At 72.6% G+C, this 19,194-nt stretch carries 18 protein-coding genes; 4 read left to right on the top strand and 14 right to left on the bottom strand.

Annotation, left to right across the window (positions count from 1 at the left end; all coding sequences use genetic code 11):
- Positions 1–85 precede the first annotated feature (85 nt).
- The 6 genes from N866_RS05535 to N866_RS05510 form a co-directional block, all read right to left on the bottom strand.
- Positions 86–1,381: a saccharopine dehydrogenase family protein gene (locus N866_RS05535; protein ID WP_034223792.1), complete on the bottom strand. Its 1,296-nt coding sequence runs from the start codon at positions 1,379–1,381 to the stop codon at positions 86–88.
- A gap of 64 nt (positions 1,382–1,445) precedes the next feature.
- Positions 1,446–2,171, bottom strand: a complete 726-nt coding sequence (locus N866_RS05530) for an ABC transporter permease (protein ID WP_081802364.1) — start codon at positions 2,169–2,171, stop codon at positions 1,446–1,448.
- A 152-nt stretch (positions 2,172–2,323) separates the two neighbouring features.
- Positions 2,324–3,244 carry an ABC transporter permease gene (locus N866_RS05525; protein ID WP_034223790.1) on the bottom strand — a complete coding sequence of 307 codons (921 nt, stop codon included), beginning with the start codon at positions 3,242–3,244 and terminating at the stop codon, positions 2,324–2,326.
- A gap of 3 nt (positions 3,245–3,247) precedes the next feature.
- Positions 3,248–4,393: an ABC transporter ATP-binding protein gene (locus N866_RS05520; protein ID WP_034223788.1), complete on the bottom strand. Its 1,146-nt coding sequence runs from the start codon at positions 4,391–4,393 to the stop codon at positions 3,248–3,250.
- A gap of 86 nt (positions 4,394–4,479) precedes the next feature.
- The gene (locus tag N866_RS05515; protein WP_034223786.1) at positions 4,480–5,718 is read right to left on the bottom strand and encodes an ABC transporter substrate-binding protein; all 1,239 of its coding nucleotides are present in this window, start codon (positions 5,716–5,718) and stop codon (positions 4,480–4,482) included.
- Positions 5,719–5,975: 257 nt separating this feature from the next.
- Positions 5,976–7,424 (bottom strand): gamma-aminobutyraldehyde dehydrogenase, encoded by a 1,449-nt coding sequence (locus tag N866_RS05510; protein ID WP_425393951.1) that lies wholly within the window; start codon positions 7,422–7,424, stop codon positions 5,976–5,978.
- 208 nt (positions 7,425–7,632) lie between these two features.
- Between N866_RS05510 and N866_RS05505 the strand changes: the two genes are divergently transcribed.
- The 3 genes from N866_RS05505 to N866_RS05495 are packed head-to-tail and all read left to right on the top strand — an operon-like array spanning position 7,633 to position 10,979.
- Positions 7,633–8,106, top strand: coding sequence for an Lrp/AsnC family transcriptional regulator (locus N866_RS05505; protein WP_034223778.1), 474 nt, complete (start codon positions 7,633–7,635; stop codon positions 8,104–8,106).
- Positions 8,103–9,503, top strand: coding sequence for an aspartate aminotransferase family protein (locus tag N866_RS05500; protein ID WP_052022432.1), 1,401 nt, complete (start codon positions 8,103–8,105; stop codon positions 9,501–9,503). Before N866_RS05505 ends, N866_RS05500 begins: the two co-directional genes overlap by 4 nt.
- A 51-nt stretch (positions 9,504–9,554) precedes the next feature.
- Positions 9,555–10,979, top strand: coding sequence for an NAD(P)/FAD-dependent oxidoreductase (locus N866_RS05495; RefSeq protein ID WP_034223774.1), 1,425 nt, complete (start codon positions 9,555–9,557; stop codon positions 10,977–10,979).
- 6 nt (positions 10,980–10,985) lie between these two features.
- Here the strand turns inward: N866_RS05495 and dxr are convergent, their stop codons facing one another.
- Positions 10,986–12,194, bottom strand: a complete 1,209-nt coding sequence (gene dxr, locus N866_RS05490) for a 1-deoxy-D-xylulose-5-phosphate reductoisomerase (protein WP_245612378.1) — start codon at positions 12,192–12,194, stop codon at positions 10,986–10,988.
- A 54-nt stretch (positions 12,195–12,248) separates the two neighbouring features.
- On the opposite strand from dxr, the gene N866_RS05485 reads away from it, so the two are divergent.
- Positions 12,249–12,782, top strand: a complete 534-nt coding sequence (locus tag N866_RS05485; protein WP_052022431.1) for a PH domain-containing protein — start codon at positions 12,249–12,251, stop codon at positions 12,780–12,782.
- Between the two features lie 10 nt (positions 12,783–12,792).
- On the opposite strand, the gene N866_RS05480 is transcribed toward N866_RS05485, so the two are convergent.
- The 7 genes from N866_RS05480 to rpsB all read right to left on the bottom strand — a co-directional run bounded on the left by N866_RS05480 (position 12,793) and on the right by rpsB (position 18,897).
- Positions 12,793–13,347, bottom strand: a complete 555-nt coding sequence (locus N866_RS05480; protein WP_034223773.1) for a cell division protein DivIVA — start codon at positions 13,345–13,347, stop codon at positions 12,793–12,795.
- Positions 13,344–14,432: a dual-specificity RNA methyltransferase RlmN gene (gene rlmN, locus N866_RS05475; RefSeq protein ID WP_034223802.1), complete on the bottom strand. Its 1,089-nt coding sequence runs from the start codon at positions 14,430–14,432 to the stop codon at positions 13,344–13,346. The genes N866_RS05480 and rlmN overlap by 4 nt, the downstream gene beginning before the upstream one ends.
- Before the next feature lie 70 nt (positions 14,433–14,502).
- Positions 14,503–15,369, bottom strand: coding sequence for a phosphatidate cytidylyltransferase (locus N866_RS05470; RefSeq protein ID WP_034223772.1), 867 nt, complete (start codon positions 15,367–15,369; stop codon positions 14,503–14,505).
- Complete coding sequence (frr, locus tag N866_RS05465) at positions 15,369–15,926, bottom strand: ribosome recycling factor (RefSeq protein WP_034223771.1); 558 nt, start codon at positions 15,924–15,926, stop codon at positions 15,369–15,371. The genes N866_RS05470 and frr overlap by 1 nt, the downstream gene beginning before the upstream one ends.
- A gap of 62 nt (positions 15,927–15,988) precedes the next feature.
- Positions 15,989–16,768 (bottom strand): UMP kinase, encoded by a 780-nt coding sequence (gene pyrH / locus N866_RS05460; protein WP_034223769.1) that lies wholly within the window; start codon positions 16,766–16,768, stop codon positions 15,989–15,991.
- A gap of 137 nt (positions 16,769–16,905) precedes the next feature.
- The gene (gene tsf / locus N866_RS05455; RefSeq protein ID WP_034223767.1) at positions 16,906–17,745 is read right to left on the bottom strand and encodes a translation elongation factor Ts; all 840 of its coding nucleotides are present in this window, start codon (positions 17,743–17,745) and stop codon (positions 16,906–16,908) included.
- Positions 17,746–17,856: 111 nt separating this feature from the next.
- The gene (gene rpsB / locus N866_RS05450; protein ID WP_034223765.1) at positions 17,857–18,897 is read right to left on the bottom strand and encodes a 30S ribosomal protein S2; all 1,041 of its coding nucleotides are present in this window, start codon (positions 18,895–18,897) and stop codon (positions 17,857–17,859) included.
- Positions 18,898–19,194 lie beyond the last annotated feature (297 nt).

The raw sequence follows: 19,194 nt of genomic DNA, 5'->3' as shown, positions 1-19,194 counted from the left end.
ACCTCTCCTCTGTGCTGCGTGCCCACCGTCCTGCGGTACGGTGGAGGTGTGCCCCGCGGCGCCCGGGCGGCCCCGGGCACCGTCCTCACCGCTCCTGCACCGCCCACGGCGAACCGTAGCCCGCGGGCTCCGGTGCGGCCAGGAGCTCCAGGAACGGCACCGCGTCGAACGCCTCCGGGCCGAGCACCCCCGCGCCGGCCCAGGCGCCGCCGGCGAGCAGCTCCAGCGCGACGACCGGGTTCACCGCGGTCTGCCAGACGACGCACTGCGCACCGTACTCGCTCATCGACCAGGCGTTGTCGACCACGTGGTGGAGGTAGGCGGCGCGCGGGGCACCGTCCTTCCCGGTCCCCGTGACGAGCACGCCCGCGCACGTCGCGCCCTGCATCCGGTCGCCCAGGCCGGCGGGGTCCGGCAGGCAGGCCGCGACGACGTCACGGGGGCTCACCGCGACCGGGGCGCCGTCGGACCCGCGCACCCGCACGGGGTCCGTCCGGTCCAGGCCCAGGGTGTGCAGCGTCCGCAGGACTCCGATGAACTCCTCGCCGAGCCCGTACTTGAAGGTCACCTTGTCGGCCTGGAGGAAGCGCGGCATGAGCAGCACCTCCTCGTGCTCGACGTGGACGCACTCCACCGGTCCGATGCCGCCGGGGAAGTCGAACACCTCCGGCTCGTGGAACGGCGGGACCGTGTACCAGCCGGCCTCGGTGCTGCCGCCCGCCTCGGCCCGCGACCGCTCCCAGACGACCGGCGGGTTGAGGCACTCCTCGATCGTGGTCCAGATGGAGAACGACGGCGCGAAGACCGGCTCCCCGTCGTCGCCCAGGACGACGAGGTTGGAGCCGTCCCGCGTCCCGAGCTCGGTGATGTGGGAGAAGAGGTGGTCCGAGGCGTAGCGGGCCAGCACGTCGGACAGCCCCGGCTCGACCCCCATGCCGACGAGCGCGAGCCGGCCGGCGGCGCGCCAGCGGTCCTCCTCGGCGAACTGCTCGTCCCCGAGCCGCACGCCGGTCCGGGCGTACGGCTCCTCCGGGTGCGGGCGCGACAGGGACATCGCCATGTCCAGGTAGTCCGCGCCCGCGGCCAGCGCGGCGCGGAACACGGGCATGACGAACCGCGGGTCCACCGCGTTGAGGACGTGCGTGACACCGTGCTCCCGCGCGAGCGCCGCGATGCCCTCCTCGTCCGACGCGTCGACGTGGGCGGCGACGAACCGCTCCGGGTGCCGGGTCGCAGGGTGGGCCTGCACCGCCGCGACGGTGCGCTCGGCGCGGGCGGTGTCGTGGTCGGCCACGACCATCCGCTCGAAGAAGTCACGGCGGCCGGCGATCCGTGCGACGGCGTCGCCGACACCGCCGCTGCCGACGACGAGGATCCTCATGCTGCCTCCTTGCTCCGTGGGTCCCCCGGTCACGCGGCCGCCCCCCGTACCCTGCCGCGCCCGCTCAGCGCCGACGGCGGCGCGCGACCGAGAAGACCTGCGCGGCCACGACGAGCAGGAGGGCGAGGAAGAACATGGCGGAGCCGATGACGTTCGCCTGGGCCGGGATGCCGCGCGTGGCGGAGACGTAGACGAACTTCGGGAAGGTGGTGAAGTTGCCCGAGTTGAAGTTGGTGATGATGAAGTCGTCGAAGCTGAGCGAGAAGGCCAGGAGCGCCGCCGCCGCGATGCCGGGCAGCAGCAGCGGGAACGTGACCCGCCAGAACGCCTGCCACGCGGAGGCGTAGAGGTCGGCCGCGGCCTCCTCCAGCTTCGGGTCCAGGCTCGCGACGCGGGCCTTGACGGTCACGACGACGAAGCTGATGCAGAACATCGTGTGCGCGAGCACCACGGTGGTGAAGCCGGGGTTGACGCGCAGGCTGAGGAACTGGGCCAGGAGGGCCGCCCCGAGCACGACCTCGGGCGTCGACATCGGCAGGAAGATCAGCAGGTTGGCGAGGGTGCGGCCCCGGAACCGGTACCGCACGAGCGCCAGCGCGATGAGCGTTCCGAGCGTGGTCGCGACCACGGTCGCGATGACGCCGACCTGCAGCGAGTTGACCAGGGACTGGCACACCTGCGGCGCGCCGCACGGGTTCTGCCAGTTCTCCAGCGTGAAGCCCCGCCAGACGAGGTTGGTACGACCCGGCTCGTTGAACGAGAAGGCGACCGTGTAGGCGATCGGCACCATGAGGTACAGGAAGGCGAGCCCGGCGAAGACGGGCACGATCGCCTCGCCCAGGCGCCAGGACCGCGGGGCGACGGCCGGCGGCCGGTCCGGCCCTTCGCCGTCGCCGGGCCGGGCCGTGACCCCCGCCGTCACGCTCGTCCCCACCGTGCCGCTCACAGCAGCTCCTCCGTCCCGGCCCGGCGGATGTACGCGGCCACGAGGACGAGGATCGCCATCATGAGCACGAAGGACAGCGCCGCCGCGGTCGGGTAGTCGCTCACCTTGAAGAACCGTGAGTCGATGACCTGGCCGATCATCGTCGTGCTGTTGTTGCCCAGCAGCACCGAGTTCACGAAGTCGCCGGACGCCGGGATGAAGGTCAGCAGGGTCCCGGAGACGACGCCCGGCATGGACATCGGCAGCGTGACCCGCCAGAACGTCGTCGGCCCGTTCGCGTAGAGGTCCGCCCCCGCCTCGATGAGCCGCGGGTCCAGACGCTCGAGGTTCGCGTAGATGGGCAGCGTCATGAACGGCAGGAAGTTGTACGTCAGACCCGCGACGACGGCGACCGAGGTCGCCGTGAGCCGGCCGTCCGGCGGGATGACCGCCAGGGCCTTGAGCGCGGCCACCACGAAGCCCTCGTCGGCGAGGATCTGCTTCCAGGCGACGGTGCGCAGGATGAAGCTCGTGAAGAACGGGGCGATGACGAGCACCAGGAGCATCGCCTGGAGGAACGGGCGCCCGCGCGCCTTGACGGCGATCGTGTACGCCATCGGGTAGCCGATGCAGAACGCGAGGATCGTGGCGATGGCGGCGTAGGAGAAGGACCGCACCAGCTGCGGCCAGTACGTCTCCAGCGACCGCGTGTAGTTCTGCCACTCGAACGCGGGCTGGAACTGGCCGACGTCACCGCCCGGGACCGGCACGTACAACGACGTCACGAGCAGGGCGAACACGGGCACCACGAAGAAGAGGCCGAGGTAGAGCAGGCCCGGTGCCAGGAGCAGGTACGCGCCCCCGCGGGCGCGCCGCGCGGGCGCGGGCGCGGGCGTGCCGCTGCCCCCGCCGTGGCCGAGCGCGGAGACGACGCTCATCGCTCAGGCCTCCCCGTCCTCGAGCTGTGCGCCGGCGCTGGCGTCCTCCGTGCCGTCCAGGGCGAACGTGTGCTTGACCGCCCACCCGAGCATGACCTCGTCGCCCACCCGGATCGCCCGGCCGCCGAAGACGTTCTGCGCGAAGACGCCGATCGTCCCCAGGCCCGGCACGAGCACCTGGTACTGCGTGCTGACCCCGCTGAACGCCACGTCCGTCACCATGCCGGGCCCGACGACGTTCGAGTCGTCCGGGACGCCCTCCTCGGCGAAGAAGATGTGGAGCTTCTCGGGCCGGACCCCGACGAGCACCGCACCGGTCGTGGTGACGGCGCGGTCCTTGGGCACCCACAGCCGACGGCCCCCGATGTCGACACCGACGACGTCGCCGACGTCCTCCCGGACCTCGCCGGCCAGCAGGTTCGACTGGCCGAGGAAGTTGGCCACGAACGCGGTCCGCGGCAGCTCGTACAGCGCCTCCGGCGCCCCCATCTGCTCGATCCGGCCGTGGTTCATCACCGCGACCGTGTCGGCCATGGTCATGGCCTCCTCCTGGTCGTGGGTGACGTGGACGAAGGTCTGGCCCACCTCCAGCTGGATCCGCTTCAGCTCGGTCTGCATCTGCCGCCGCAACTTGAGGTCGAGCGCCCCGAGGGGCTCGTCGAGGAGCAGCACGGCCGGGTTGTTCACCACCGCCCGGGCCAGGGCGACGCGCTGCTGCTGGCCGCCGGACATCTGGGACGGCCGACGGTCGGCCATGTGGCCCATCTCGACGAGGTCCAGCGCGGCCCGCGACCGCTGCTCGGCGTCGGCGACCCGCTTGCGCCGCAGGCCGAAGGCCACGTTCTCCAGCACCGTGAGGTGCGGGAAGAGCGCGTACGACTGGAAGACCGTGTTCACGGGCCGCTGGTACGCCCGGGTCCCCGTGACGTCCTCGCCCCCGAGGAGGACGCGCCCGCGCGTCGGCGCCTCCAGACCGGCGACCATGCGCAGCGTCGTCGTCTTGCCGCAGCCGGACGGACCCAGCAGGGCGAAGAAGGACCCTGCGGGGATCGTCAGGGAGAGGTCGTCCACGGCCGTGTAGGCCCCGAACTCCTTCGTCACCCGCTCGAGGACGAGGTCGGCGCCGCCCCCCGACTCCGAGCCGCTCACGCCGGCCCTCGCCGTCGCAGCGGGCCTGCGTCCGCCGGAGTGCTCTGCCCGACCTGGATCGACATGGATGTCAGCGCTCACGGACGTCAGTTCCCGATCACGGACTGGAACTCGGTGTTGTACCGGGTCTCCTCCTCGGGCGTCAGCGCCCGGAAGACGTAGGCCCGGGACAGGGTCTCCTCGTTCGGGAAGATGAGCTGGTTCTCGGCGAGCTCGGGGTCGAGGTTCAGCATCTCCTCGTACGCACCCTGGACCGGGCAGATGTAGTTGACGTACGCCGCGACCTCGGCCGCGACGACCGGGTCGTAGTAGTAGTTCATCAGCGTCTCGGCGTTCGTCTTGCGCGGGCTGCCGACGGGGACCATGAGGTTGTCGCTCCAGAGCGTGCCGCCGGCCTCGGGCAGGAGGAACTCCCAGTTGTCGCCGTTCTCGAAGTTCAGCACCGTGATGTCACCGGACCAGCCGATGACCGCGAGCGCGTCCCCGGACACGAGGTCCTCCGCGTAGGAGTTGCCCTTGACCTGACGGATCTGGCCGGAGCTGATCTGCTGCTCGAGGACCTCCAGGGCGGCGAAGAACTCGTCGTCACCCCAGTCGTCCGACGAGGGGTCGACCCCCTGGTCGAGCATGATCAGGCCCACGGTGTCGCGCATCTCGCTGAGCACCTCCACCCGCCCCGCCAGGTCGGGGTTCCAGAGGTCCGACACGCTGCGCATCCCGCCCGGCACCGCCTCCTTGTTCCAGGCCAGGCCCGCGAAGCCGGACTGCCAGGTCAGCGAGTGCTGCCGACCCGGGTCGAAGGACACGTCGCGCAGGCCCGGCAGGATGTTCTCCCAGTTGGGGATGTTCGCCTTGTCGAGCTCCTGCGTGTAGCCCAGGCGGATCATCCGCGCCGCCATCCAGTCCGTGAGGGTGACGATGTCCTGGCCGATGTCCTGGCCGTTCGCGAGCTGCCCCTGCACGCGACCGTAGTAGGAGTCGTTGTCCTCGATGTCCTCCGCGTAGTTGACCTCGATGCCCGTCTGCTCCGTGAAGGCCTCGAGCGTCGGGTAGGTCTGGCTCTGGTCGTCGTAGTCGAGGTAGAGCGTCCAGTTCGCCCAGTTGACGGTGGGGTCGGACTCGGAGACGTCCTGGACCGCACCCCCCGTGGCCGTGGCCTCGCCCGACGGCGCGCCGCCGGTTCCGCACGCGGCGAGCAGGGCACCCATGCCGGCCACACCGGCCCCGGTCTGCAGCACGGAGCGGCGCGAGACCTGGGAGCGCTGGGCGAGCTGGGCACGGACGATCGCGCGGACGACGGGGTCTGAGGGGAGGGGACGCTTCACAGGGGGCTCCTGTCGGATCACTGCCCCGCGGTCGGGACCGTGGGGCACGTCGGGGCGGGTGCACGGCCTGCCGGCCGCCGTTCGTGGTGGGCCGATGGTGTCAGGGTGGCGCGTGTCACACAAGGGATTCCATCGTCATTGCGACGATCTGCAACGAAAAAGTCACACAGGCGTGTCTTTGCCGACCGTCTCCACGGTCCGCCGTCGCCCTCAGCGTCGTCGCCCGCGGCCGCCGGCCGCGGGCGACGACGTGGGTGTCACCCGAAGGCGCTCATGACGTGCTTGATCCGGGTGTAGTCCTCGAACCCGTACATCGAGAGGTCCTTGCCGTACCCGGACTGCTTGAAGCCGCCGTGCGGCATCTCGGCCACGAACGGGATGTGCGTGTTGATCCACACGACGCCGAAGTCGAGCCCCCGTGACATCCGCAGCGCCGTGCCGTGGTCCGAGGTCCACACGGAGCTGGACAGCCCGTACGGCACCCCGTTCGCGAGCGCGAGCGCCTCCGCCTCGTCGCGGAACGTCTGCACCGTGATCACCGGCCCGAAGATCTCGGTCTGGATCGCCTCGTCGTCCTGGCGCAGCCCGTCGACGACCGTCGCCTCGTGGAAGAAGCCGACGTCACCCTGGCGGTTCCCCCCGGCGACGACGGACGCGTGGTCCGGCAGCCGCTCGAGGAACCCCATGACCCGGGCGAGCTGGGCCGGGTTGTTGACGGGCCCGAAGGCGACGTCCTCGTCCGGCCGCCCGGTCCGGGTGCCCCGCGCCTGCTCGGCGAGCGCCGCCACGAAGTCGGCGTGCACCGACTCGTGCACGAGCACGCGGGTCGCGGCGGTGCAGTCCTGGCCGGCGTTGTAGTAGCCGGCGCCGGCGATGCCCTCCGCCGCCGCGGCGATGTCGGCGTCCCCGAAGACCACGACGGGCGCCTTGCCGCCCAGCTCGAGGTGGACCCGCTTGACCTGCGCCGCGGCGGACCCGGCCACCTCCATCCCCGCACGGACGGAGCCCGTGATCGAGACCATGTCCGGTCGAGCGTGCTCGACGAGGGCGCGGCCGGTGTCCCGGTCCCCGCAGACGACGTTGAGGACGCCGGGCGGGAGGAACTCCTGCGCGAGCTCCGCCAGCAGCAGCGTGGAGGCCGGGGTGGTGTCCGACGGCTTGAGGACCACCGTGTTGCCGGCCGCGAGCGCGGGCGCGATCTTCCACACGCCCATCATCAGCGGGTAGTTCCAGGGCGTGACCTGCCCGACGACCCCCACCGGCTCACGGCGGATCCACGACGTGTGGCCGGCCATGTACTCCCCGGCGCTGGCGCCCTCGAGGATCCGGGCCGCGCCGGCGAAGAAGCGGAACTGGTCGACGCACGGCGGGACCTCGTCGCTGGCGGTGAGGGCCAGCGGCTTGCCCGTGTTGCGCGACTCGACGGCGACGAACTCCTCCGCACGGCGCTCGAGCGCGTCCGCGATGCGCAGGAGCGCCAGCTGGCGCTCGGCCGGTGTGGTGTCCCGCCAGCCGGGGAACGCGTCCGACGCCGCGGCGTAGGCGGCGTCGACGTCCTCGGCGGTGGACAGCGGGGCGGTCGCATACGCCTCGCCGGTGCTGGGGTCGACCACGTCGCTGGTGCGGCCCTGCGCCGCGGGGACCGTGCGGCCCCCGACGACGTTGTGCAGCTCGATCGCGCCCGTGGTGGTGGAGCTCGTGGACACAGCGCCTCCGTCGGCTCAAGGCGTGCCCGACGGGGGTCACGCCGTCGTGACTGGCTCGGTGGAGCCACCAGCACGGTAGCGCAGGAACGCCCCAAGGTCACCGGTTTCCGCGGTTCTGCCCCGTCGTGACGACGGGATTGCGCGCACCCGTCGTCGCAAGCGACGGATTCGCTTGCAAAGAGCGCCCCGTACGGGGAACATCGCCACCATGGTCGAGCAGCGCAAGCCCCCGCCGGTGGTCCTCGACGACGTCTCCAAGGGGATCATCGAGCAGCTCCAGGAGGACGGCCGGCGCCCCTACGCCGCCATCGGCAAGGCCGTGGGCCTGTCCGAGGCGGCCGTGCGCCAGCGCGTCCAGCGGCTCGTCGAGTCCGGCGTGGTGCAGATCGTGGCGGTGACCGACCCGCTCCAGGTGGGCTTCTCGCGCCAGGCGATGATCGGCATCAAGGCCGAGGGCGACCTGCAGGCGCTCGCCGACCGCTTCGCCGGCATCCCCGAGGTCGACTACGTCGTGGTCACCGCGGGCGCCTTCGACATCCTCGTCGAGGTCGTGTGCGAGGACGACGAGCACCTGCTCCAGGTGCTCAACAACGCCATCCGGACACTCCCGGGGGTCCGCACCACCGAGACGTTCGTCTACCTCAAGCTGCGCAAGCAGCTCTACAACTGGGGAACCCGATGACCGAGACCATGGGCACCACGTCGACGACGCCCGCCGGGACCGACCGGCAGGAGGCTGCGCGGAACCACCTCTGGGGGCACATGACGCGCCAGTCGACCTGGGAGAAGGGCCACGTCCCCGTCATCGTCCGCGGGCGCGGTCACCACATCTGGGACGCCGAGGGCCGCCGCTACATCGACGGCCTCTCCGGTCTCTTCGTGGTGCAGGCCGGTCACGGCCGGGCCGAGCTCGCCGAGCGGGCGCGGCAGCAGGCGGAGGAGCTGGCGTTCTTCCCCCTGTGGTCCTACGCCCACCCGCAGGCGATCGACCTGGCCGAGCGCCTCGCGCACCACGCCCCCGGCGACCTCAACCGCATCTTCTTCACCACCGGCGGCGGCGAGGCGGTGGAGACGGCCTGGAAGCTCGCGAAGCAGTACTGGAAGCTCATGGGCCAGCCGACCAAGTACAAGGTGATCTCCCGGGCCGTCGCCTACCACGGGACGCCCCAGGGAGCCCTGGCCATCACGGGGCTGCCGGGGATGAAGGCGCCGTTCGAGCCGCTCGTGCCCGGCGCGCACAAGGTGCCGAACACCAACATCTACCGGGCTCCCGTGGAGCTGCGCGACGACCCCAAGGCGTTCGGGCGCTGGGCCGCGGACCGGATCGAGGAGGCCATCCTCTTCGAGGGCCCGGAGACGGTCGCGGCCGTCTTCCTCGAGCCCGTGCAGAACTCCGGGGGCTGCTTCCCGCCGCCGCCCGGCTACTTCGAGCGCGTGCGGGAGATCTGCGACCAGTACGACGTCCTGCTCGTCTCCGACGAGGTCATCTGCGCCTTCGGTCGCGTCGGCGAGATCTTCGCGTGCAACGAGTACGGCTACGTGCCCGACATGATCACCTGCGCGAAGGGCATGACGTCGGGCTACTCGCCGATCGGCGCCACGGTGGTCTCGGACCGGATCTTCGAGCCGTTCCGCACCGGAACCACGACCTTCTACCACGGGTACACGTTCGGCGGTCACCCCGTCAGCGCCGCGGTCGCCATGGCCAACCTCGACATCTTCGAGCAGGAGCGGCTCACCCAGCGGGTGCACGAGAACGGCCCGGTGTTCCGCCGCACCCTGGAGAAGCTGCTGGACCTGCCGATCGTCGGTGACGTGCGCGGTGACGGGTACTTCTACGGGATCGAGCTGGTCAAGGACCAGGCCACGCGGGAGACCTTCGACGACGACGAGAGCGAGCGCCTCCTGCGCGGCTTCCTCTCCCACGCGCTGCTGGACGCCGGGCTGTACTGCCGGGCGGACGACCGGGGCGACCCCGTCATCCAGCTCGCTCCCCCGCTGACGATCGGCCCCGCCGAGTTCGACGAGATCGAGCAGATCCTGCGGGACGTCCTCTCCCGGGCCTGGGCCCAGCTGTGACGCGGTGACGGCCCGGACCTCTCCCGACCGTCGGACCGGGCAGGCTCGACCATGAGCGCCCCGTACCGCCGGCTGTCGCTGTGGCTGGACCAGGTGGCGGACGACGGCGACGCGCTCACGCCCCGCCCCGGCCTCACCGCCTCGACGGACGCGGACGTCGTCGTCGTCGGCGGCGGCCTGACCGGGCTGTGGACCGCGTACTACCTGACCGAGAACGACCCCGGGCTCGACGTGCTCGTCGTCGAGCAGGAGGTCGTCGGGTTCGGCGCGAGCGGTCGCAACGGCGGCTGGTGCTCCGCGCTCTTCCCGGCCTCCGCCACGACGCTCGCCGCCCGTCACGGCGAGGCCGCCGCGCAGGCCATGCGGGCGGCGATGCGGGACACCGTCGTCGAGGTCGCCGGCGTCGCCGCGGCCGAGGGCATCGCGTGCGACGTGGCCTACGGGGGCACCGTCGTCGTCGCCCGCTCCGCACCGCAGCTGCGCCGCGCCCGCGCCGAGGCGGCCGAGGGCCCGCGCTGGGGGGACGAGACCGAGCTCCTGGACGCGGACGCGGCCCGGGCCCGGCTCGCCGCCACGGAGGTCCGCGGCGGGACCTACACGCCGGACTGCGCCGCACTCCAGCCGGCGCGGCTCACGCGCGGCCTCGCCGAGGTCCTCGAGGCGCGCGGGGTCCGGGTGGTCGAGCACAGCCGCGTCGTGGGGATCGAGCCCGGACGCGTGACGGTCGAGCACCTCGACGCCACCGACGACAGCCGGGAGAGCGGGCGTCGGCCGGCCCGGTCGGTCGTCCGGTGCCGGCACGTCGTCCGCGCCACCGAGGCCTGGACGCCGCGGCTCCCCGGCAGCCGCCGCGCCGTCGTGCCCGTGTACTCGCTCATGGTGGCGACCGAGCCGCTGCCGCAGGACGTCTGGGACGCCATCGGCCTGCGCGAGCGCGAGACCTTCGCCGACCACCGGCACCTGGTCGTGTACGGGCAGCGGACCGCCGACGGGCGTCTGGCCTTCGGCGGGCGGGGGGCGCCCTACCACTGGCGCAGCGCCGTCCGCCCGCAGTACGACCGGGAGCCCCGCGTCTTCGCGGCGCTCGAGCAGACGCTGCTGGAGCTGTTCCCCGTCCTGGCGGACGTGCGGGTCACGCACCGGTGGGGCGGACCCCTCGCGATCGCCCGCGACTGGCACGCGTCCGTCGGGCTCGACCGGAGCAGCGGGCTGGCGTGGGCCGGCGGCTACGTCGGGGACGGCCTGTCGACGACGAACCTCGCCGGCCGCACGCTGGCGGACCTGCTGACCGACCGGGACACCGAGCTGACCCGGCTCCCGTGGGTCGGGCACCGCTCCCCCGACTGGGAGCCGGAGCCGCTGCGCTGGCTCGGGGTCAACGCGGGGCTGCGCGCGATGACCTTCGCGGACCGCGAGGAGGAGCTCACCGGACGGCCCAGCGTCGTCGAACGCCTCGTCCGGCCGCTCCTCGGCTGACGGGCCTCAGCGGCGCGCGAGCACCTCGTGCGCCCGTGCCCTCGCCCACCGCTCGGCGTCGAGGACCGCGTCGAGGGTGAGCTCACCGGAGGACCCCGCGTGGTCGCCGAGCACCTGCTCCACCGTGTCCACCACGTCGAGGAAGCCGATCCGGCCGTCGAGGAAGGCGGCGACGCACTCCTCGTTCGCGGCGTTCAGCACCGCCGGATGGGTGGGCGAGGCGGAGACCGCCGCTCGCGCGAGGCGCAGCGCGCCGAAGACCTCCTCGTCGACCGGCTCGAACGTCCAGGCGGTGGGCGCCGACCAGTCGCACGCCGGGGCGACGTCGGGCACCCGCTCCGGCCAGGACAGGCCCAGCGCGATGGGCAGGCGCATGTCCGGCGGCGACGCCTGGGCGATCGTGGACCCGTCGACGAGCTCGACCATCGAGTGGACGACCGACTGCGGGTGCACGACGACGGTGATGTCCTCGACGGGGACGTCGAACAGCAGGTGGGCCTCGATGAGCTCGAGCCCCTTGTTCATGAGGGTCGCCGAGTTCACCGTGACGACCGGACCCATGGACCAGGTCGGGTGCGCGAGGGCCTGCTCGGCGGTGACCGCCTTCACCTCGTCGCGCGTCCGTCCGCGGAAGGGCCCGCCGGACGCGGTCAGCACCAGACGACGCACCTCCGCGCGGCGGCCCGCCCGCAGGCACTGCGCGATCGCCGAGTGCTCGGAGTCCACCGGGACCACCTGGTCCGGCCGGCGCTGGGCCCGGCGCACGAGCTCGCCGCCGACGACGAGCGACTCCTTGTTGGCCAGGGCCAGCGTGCTGCCGGCCTCGAGGGCGGCGAGCGTGGGCCGCAGGCCGATCGACCCGGTGATGCCGTTGAGCACCACGTCGGCCCCGCGCCCGGCGAGGTCCGTCGCCGCGTCGGGGCCGGTGAGCAGCTCGACGCCCAGCCCGCGCACGCCCCGCTCCGCGGCGACCCGGGTGACCGCCTCGAGCACCGCGAGCCCCGCGCCGGCGTCGGCCACGGCGACCGTGGTGACACCGAGCTCGACCACCTGCTCCGCGACGAGCCGCGGATCGCGCCCGCCCGCCGCGAGACCCACGACACGGAACCGGTCGGGGTTGCGCCGGACGACGTCCACCGCCTGCGTGCCGATGGAGCCCGTGGACCCCAGGAGGACGACGCTGCGCTGACCGGGGTCGGGGAAGGTGTGGATCACGGCGGCATTGTGTCGCACGTTCCCCCGGGGACCCCGTGGTGGAAGGATCTGACCATGGTCAAGCCCTCGATGCTCGCCACCGACGAGGTCGTCGTGTTCCGCGCGCACGCGCACTGGAAGCGCCTCGTCCTGCCGGTCCTGGTGGCCCTGCTCACCGGTGCCGCACTGTGGTTCCTGCTCGTCCAGGTCGTCCCGTCGCCGCAGGACCAGGCCTGGCAGCGCTGGAGCCTCGCGGCCGCGGCCGCGGTGATCCTGCTCGCGTTCGCCGTCCGGCCCGCGCTCGTCTGGGCCGCCTCGACGGACACCCTCACGACCCAGCGGCTCGTCAGCCGGCGAGGGGTCCTCACCCGCGAGGGCAGGGACATCCCGATCGACCGCGTCCACTCGGTCAGCTACCGCCGCACGCTGCTCGACCGGGTCCTGGGCTGCGGGACGCTCGTCGTGCGCACCGCGGGCGACCAGAGCGACGTCGAGCTCGACGACGTGGCGAGGATCGAGAAGCGGCTGCTCCAGATCCAGGAGATCGTGCTGGGTCAGGAGATCCCCGCCGAGGGGAACCCGCGCCGGGGCACCGCCGACGGCACGTGAGGACGCACGCTCACTCCACGCCGAGCAGGACCTCCACCGCCCGGTCGCAGAAGGCGTCGACCGCGGGCTCGCCGTAGGCCTTCGCCCCGCGGGCCCGCCGGAACGTCACGGCCCGGATCTCGTCCGACGTGAGGCTGGCGCCGTTGTCGAAGTAGTCCACGAGACGGTGGCACAGCGCGTCGACGTCGGCCGGGAGGTAGCCCTGCTGGCGGCGCCCTGCCGGTGCGAACCGCTCGCCGTCGGGACGCGTGAGCCGCCCGTACAGCGTGCGGGCCTGCGCCGCGAGGTGGTCCATCCAGGCCTGCTGGCCGTGCGCGGTGACGTAGTCGGTGCGCTGGCGGGTGACGAAGGCCCGTTCGAGGCGGTCCATCGCGGCGTCCACGGGACCCGTCGCGTACCCCCCGCGGACCAGGTCGAAGGCGGTGAGCCGGACGTCGCGCGCCGTGAGGGGCTCCGCGGAGCCCTTGCCCTCGTAGACCTGGCGCGCCCGGTCGAAGAACTCGTCGACCTGGGCCGGGTCGTACCCCGACCGGATCCGGCCCGTCGTCCGGAACAGGGTGCTCATCGGTCCTCCGCTGCGAGCTGACCGCACGCCCCGTCGATGTCGCTGCCACGGGTGTCCCGGACCGTCGTCGGGATGCCGTGCGCGCGCAGGCGGGCCACGAACTCCGCCTCCACGGCGGGGTCGCTCGCGGTCCAGATCGAGCCGGGTGTCGGGTTGAGGGGGATGGGGTTGACGTGGACCCAGCCGCGTCCCCGCTCGGTGAGCTTCTGCCCGAGGAGGTCCGCGCGCCAGGCGTGGTCGTTCATGTCCTTGATCAGTGCGTACTCGATGCTGACGCGCCGGCCGGTCGCCTCGAAGTACCGCCGCGCGGCGTCGAGGGCCTCGTCGACGGTCCACCGGGTGTTGATCGGCACCAGCTCGCTGCGCAGGGCGTCGTCCGGCGCGTGGAGGGACAGGGCGAGCGTGACCGGGATGCCGGTCGCCGCGAGCTTGTCGATCGCCGGGACCAGTCCCACCGTCGACACCGTCACGTTGCGCGCGGACAGGCCCAGCCCGTCCGGTGCGGGAGCGACGAACCGGCGCACGGCGTCCACCACGGTGCGGTAGTTGGCCAGGGGCTCCCCCATGCCCATGAACACGATGTTCGTCAGGCGCCCGGGGCCGCCGGCGACCTCGCCGCGCTGCAGCGCGCGAGCGGCGTGGCGCACCTGCTCGACGATCTCCGCGGTCGACAGGTTCCGGGTCAGCCCCTGCTGGCCCGTGGCGCAGAACGGGCACGCCATGCCGCAGCCCGCCTGGCTGGAGACGCAGAGGGTCGCGCGGCCCGGGTAGCGCATGAGGACCGACTCGACCTTGACGCCGTCGTACAGGCTCCAGAGCGTCTTCACCGTCGTGCCCGCGTCGGCCTCGAGGGTCCGCACGGGCCGCAGGAGGTCCGGGAAGAGACCCGCCACGAGGTGCTCGCGCGTCGCCTTCGGCAGGTCGGTCATCTCGGCGGCGTCCGCGGACAGGTGCGCGAAGTAGTGGGTGGCGAGCTGCTTGGCCCGGAACGGCTTCTCGCCGAGGGCGGTCACGGCCTCGGCCCGCTCGCCCGGCGCGAGGTCCGCGAAGTGGCGCGGCGGCTTGCCGCGCCGGGCAGGCGTCATCGTCAGCGCCAGCGGCGCACGTCCCTCGGCGGAGGGTCGGACCTCGGTCACGGCAGCAGCGTCCTTCGTCTCAGTCGCCCACGGCCGGCAGGGCCACGAGCAGCACCGTGTGCACGAGCGGTGCGGTCAGCAGGAGGGAGTCGAGGCGGTCGAGCACGCCGCCGTGCCCCGGGAGGAGGGAGCCCATGTCCTTGAGCTCGAGGTCCCGCTTGAGCAGGGACTCCGCGAGGTCGCCCAGGGTGGCCGTGAGGACCGCGGCGACACCGAGGACCACACCCAGGAGCGGTGAGGCGTCGAACGCGAGCCACAGGCCCACGGCGCCCACCGTGGCGGCCAGGAGGAGGGAGCCCCCGAGCCCCTCCCAGGACTTCTTCGGGCTCACCGACGGCGCCAGAGGGTGCTTTCCCGCGAGGACGCCGGCGACGTACCCGCCGGTGTCGCTCGCCACGGCGAGCAGGACGAAGAGCAGCACCCGGGCCGGCCCGTCCGGCGCGGCGAGCATGAGCATGACGAACCCGCCCATGAGCGGGATGTAGGCGGTGGCGAAGGTGCCCGCCGCCGCGTCCCGCAGCGCCGGGGTGCCGCTGCCGTCCAGGACCCGCCACACCACGACGCCGCCCGCGGTGAGCAGGAAGGCGACGAACATCGCCTCCGCGCCCGCGACGTACGCCGAGACGAGGATCCCCGTGCTGCCGACGAGGACCGGCAGCAGCGGCAGGTGCAGGTGCCGCCGCGCGAACGCCTGCGCCAGCTCCCACAGCGCGGCGCCGCACGCGAGGACGGCCAGCAGCAGGAAGAGCTCCTTGCGCCACAGCAGGGACGCGAGGACGACGCCGAGCAGGCCGAGACCGACCGCGACCGCCCGGGGCAGGTCGCGGCCGGCCCGTGAGGTGCCTGCGCCGACCTGCACCCTCTGCGTCCCCGCCAGCTCCGTCATCAGACCTCGAGCAGCTCGCTCTCCTTGTGCGCGAGGACCTGGTCGATGGCCTCCACGTGGCGCTTGGTCAGCGCCTCGAGCTCCTTCTCGGCGCGCGTCACGTCGTCCTCGCCGGACTCCCCGTCCTTGACGAGCCGGTCCAGCTCCTCCTTGGCGCGGCGACGGATGTTGCGCACCGCCACGCGGGCGTCCTCTGCCTTGTGGCGCGCGAGCTTCACGTAGTCCTTGCGCCGCTCCTCGGTCAGCTGCGGCAGGACGACGCGGATGATGCGGCCGTCGTTGCTCGGGTTGACCCCGAGGTCCGAGTCGCGCAGCGCGCGCTCGATCGCGCCCAGCGAGCCGGCGTCGAAGGGCGTGATGAGGATGGTCCGCGCCTCCGGCGTCGTGAACGACGCCAGCTGCTGCAGGGGCGTCGGCGAGCCGTAGTACTCGACGACGATCTTCTGGAACATCGCCGGGTTCGCGCGACCGGTCCGGATGGTCGCCATGTCCTCCTTGGCGACCTCGATGGCCTTGTCCATCTTCTCCTCGGCCTCGAGGAGGGTGTCGTCGATCACCGGTGCTCCTTCGTTCTCGTCGGTCGTGCTGTCCCTGCGTGCGGCCCGCGTGCGTGACCGCCTCAGCCCGCGGTGAGCAGCGTGCCGATCCTCTCACCCTGCAGCGCCCGCGTGACGTTGCCGATCTCCTCCATGCCGAAGACCCGCATGCGCACGCCGTTGTCCCGGCACAGGGACAGCGCGGTCGCGTCCATGACCTCCAGGCCCTCCACGAGCGCCTCGGTGTACGTCAGCTCGTCCAGCCGCACGGCCGACGGGTCGGTCCGCGGGTCCGCCGTGTACACGCCGTCCACACCGTTCTTGCCCATGAGGACCTCGTCGCAGTGCGTCTCGAGCGCGCGCTGGACGGAGACGGTGTCCGTGGAGAAGAAGGGCATGCCGGCGCCGGCGCCGAAGATGACGACGCGGCCCTTCTCCATGTGCCGGATCGCCTTGAGCGGGATGTACGGCTCGGCGACCTGTCCCATGGTGATGGCCGTCTGGACCCGCGTGCTGACGCCCGCCTGCTCCAGGAAGTCCTGGAGCGCGAGACAGTTCATGACCGTGCCGAGCATGCCCATGTAGTCGGCCCGCGCGCGGTCCAGGCCGCGCTGCGACAGCTCCGCGCCCCGGAAGAAGTTGCCGCCGCCGACGACGATCGCGACCTGGACGCCCGACCGGACCGCTGCGGCGATCTCCCCCGCGATCCGCTGCACGACGTCGGGTGCGAGACCGATCCGACCCCCGCCGAACGTCTCGCCGGAGAGCTTGAGCAGCACCCGGCGGGCTGCGCCCTGCGGGGGCGCCTCGGCCTCGGGCTCGGTGGCGGTGTCGGCCTGGGCGGTGCTCTGGTCCTGCGTCACGCTGCCTCCCGGTGTCCCTCTGCGGTGCCGTCGTCGTGCTCGAGTCCCGTGGGGGCCACGGCGCCCGCCCCCCAGGTGCGCCGACGGCGGCCCCGGCCCGAGGACCGGAGCCGCCGTGGTGACGCTACAGGCTGGGCTCAGGCTCCGACGCGGAAGCGCGCGAACGCGGTGACCGCGCCGCCCGTCTCGGCGACGACCTGGCCGACCGTCTTCTTCGGGTCCTTCGCGAACGCCTGGTCCACGAGCACCGACTCCTTGAAGAAGCCGTTGAGGCGACCCTCGACGATCTTCGGCAGGGCGGCCTCGGGCTTGCCCTCGTTGCGCGAGGTCTCCTCGGCGATCCGCCGCTCCGACTCGACCGTCTCCGCCGGGACCTCGTCCCGCGTGAGGTAGGCCGGCGAGTACGCGGCGATGTGCATCGCCACGTCGCGGGCCACCTCGGCACCGGCCGCGTCGCTGCCGACGAGCACGCCGACCTGCGGGGGCAGGTCCTTGTTGACCTTGTGCAGGTAGACCGACACCTTCTCGGCCGAGACGCGCGCCACGCGGCGCAGCACGACCTTCTCGCCCAGCGTCGCCGCGGTCTCGTCGATCGTCTCCTGGACGGAGCGCCCGTCGAGGTCCGAGGCCAGGATCGCGGCGACGTCGTCCGTGCCCGTGGCGACGGCCGCGCCGAGCACCTTGTCGGCGAGCGCCACGAACGTGGCGTTCTTCGCGACGAAGTCGGTCTCGGAGTTGAGCTCGATGAGGACGCCGGTCTGGCCGGACGCGTCGTCCGCGACGTGGGCGGCCACGAGGCCGTCCGAGGCGGAGCGGCCCTCGCGCTTGCTCACGCCCTTGAGGCCCTTGACGCGGATGATCTCCAGCGCCTTCTCGGCGTCGCCGTCGGCCTCGTCGAGCGCCTTCTTGACGTCGAGCATGCCCGCGCCGGTGCGCTCACGCAGGGCCTTGATGTCTGCGGCGGTGTAGTTCGCCATGGGAGTCCTTTGCTGTCGTGGGTGCGTCGTGCGTCGTACGGTCGGGACGGCCCCCTGGGCGGCCGACCGGAGGCTGCGCACCGCCGTGTGGCGGTGCGCAGCCGGCGGACGTCAGTCGGCGGTGGTGGTGTCCTCGGCGGCGGGCTCCGCCGCACCCTCGGCCTCGGCGGCCGGGGCCGCGTCCTGACCGGTGGGCGCGTCGCCCTCGGCGACCGCGGTGCCGATGGCCTCGACCGGGCTCTCGACCTGGGCCTCGGCGGCCTGGTTGTCGGCGGGGAGGTCGTCGGTGGCGACGGCCGAGGCGCTCGGCGGGACGGTGACGTCCTCGGGGCCGGCGGGGGCCGACGGCTCCGTCTGGATCGCCGCACCGGCGTCGGACCCACCGGCGAGGAGCTCCCGCTCCCACTCGGCGAGGGGCTCGGAGGCGACGTCCGCGCCCTCGCTCGCGGCCTGGCGGCCGGAGTGGCGGGCGATGAGGCCCTCGGCGGCGGCGTCGGCGATCACGCGCGTCAGCAGCGTGACGGCGCGGATCGCGTCGTCGTTGCCCGGGATCTGGTAGTCGACCAGGTCCGGGTCGCAGTTCGTGTCGAGGATCGCGACGACGGGGATGCCGAGCTTGCGCGCCTCGTCGACGGCGAGGTGCTCCTTGTTCGTGTCGACGACCCAGATCGCCGAGGGCACCTTCGCCATGTCACGGATGCCGCCCAGCGTCTTGGCGAGCTTGTCCCGCTCCCGACGCATGATGAGCAGCTCCTTCTTGGTGTAGCCGCTGCCGGCCACGTCCTCGAAGTCGATCTCCTCGAGCTCCTTGAGGCGCTGGAGCCGCTTGTTCACCGTGGTGAAGTTGGTCAGCATGCCGCCCAGCCAGCGCTGGTTGACGTAGGGCATCCCGACGCGCGCGGCCTGCTCGGCCACGGGCTCCTGGGCCTGCTTCTTCGTGCCGACGAAGAGGATGGTCCCGCCGTGGGCGACGGTCTCCTTGACGAACTCGTAGGCGCGGTCGATGTACGACAGCGACTGCTGCAGGTCGACGATGTAGATGCCGTTGCGCTCGGTGAAGATGAAGCGCTTCATCTTCGGGTTCCACCGGCGGGTCTGGTGCCCGAAGTGGACACCGCTCTCGAGCAGCTGGCGCATGGTCACGACGGCCATGGCACGTCCTTCCGGCGCCGCCCGGCTGCGGGCGGCGCGAATGCAGGCGGGTGCGCGACCGAGGTCGTGCCCCGCGATCCGGTTGTCGGTGACCGACTGGTGCCGATCACCCCTGACGCCACGCGAGCCGACACCGTGACCACGAGTGGTCCCGGACCGTCGTCGGTGCTCGCCCCGGGCCGCGCCGGGGGCGCGAGCGACGGGGAGGATGGCGTGCGATGTCACCCGGAGGCCGGGTGCACCGCACAGCGTACCGGACGCTCGCGGCTGCCCGCGCTACGACGGGAGCCGTCCCAG

This window comes from Actinotalea ferrariae CF5-4, assembly GCF_000603945.1.
Lineage (GTDB): Bacteria > Actinomycetota > Actinomycetes > Actinomycetales > Cellulomonadaceae > Actinotalea > Actinotalea ferrariae.
Note: the sequence above shows the minus strand (reverse complement) of the source record. Positions and strands in the feature narration are given on the sequence as shown.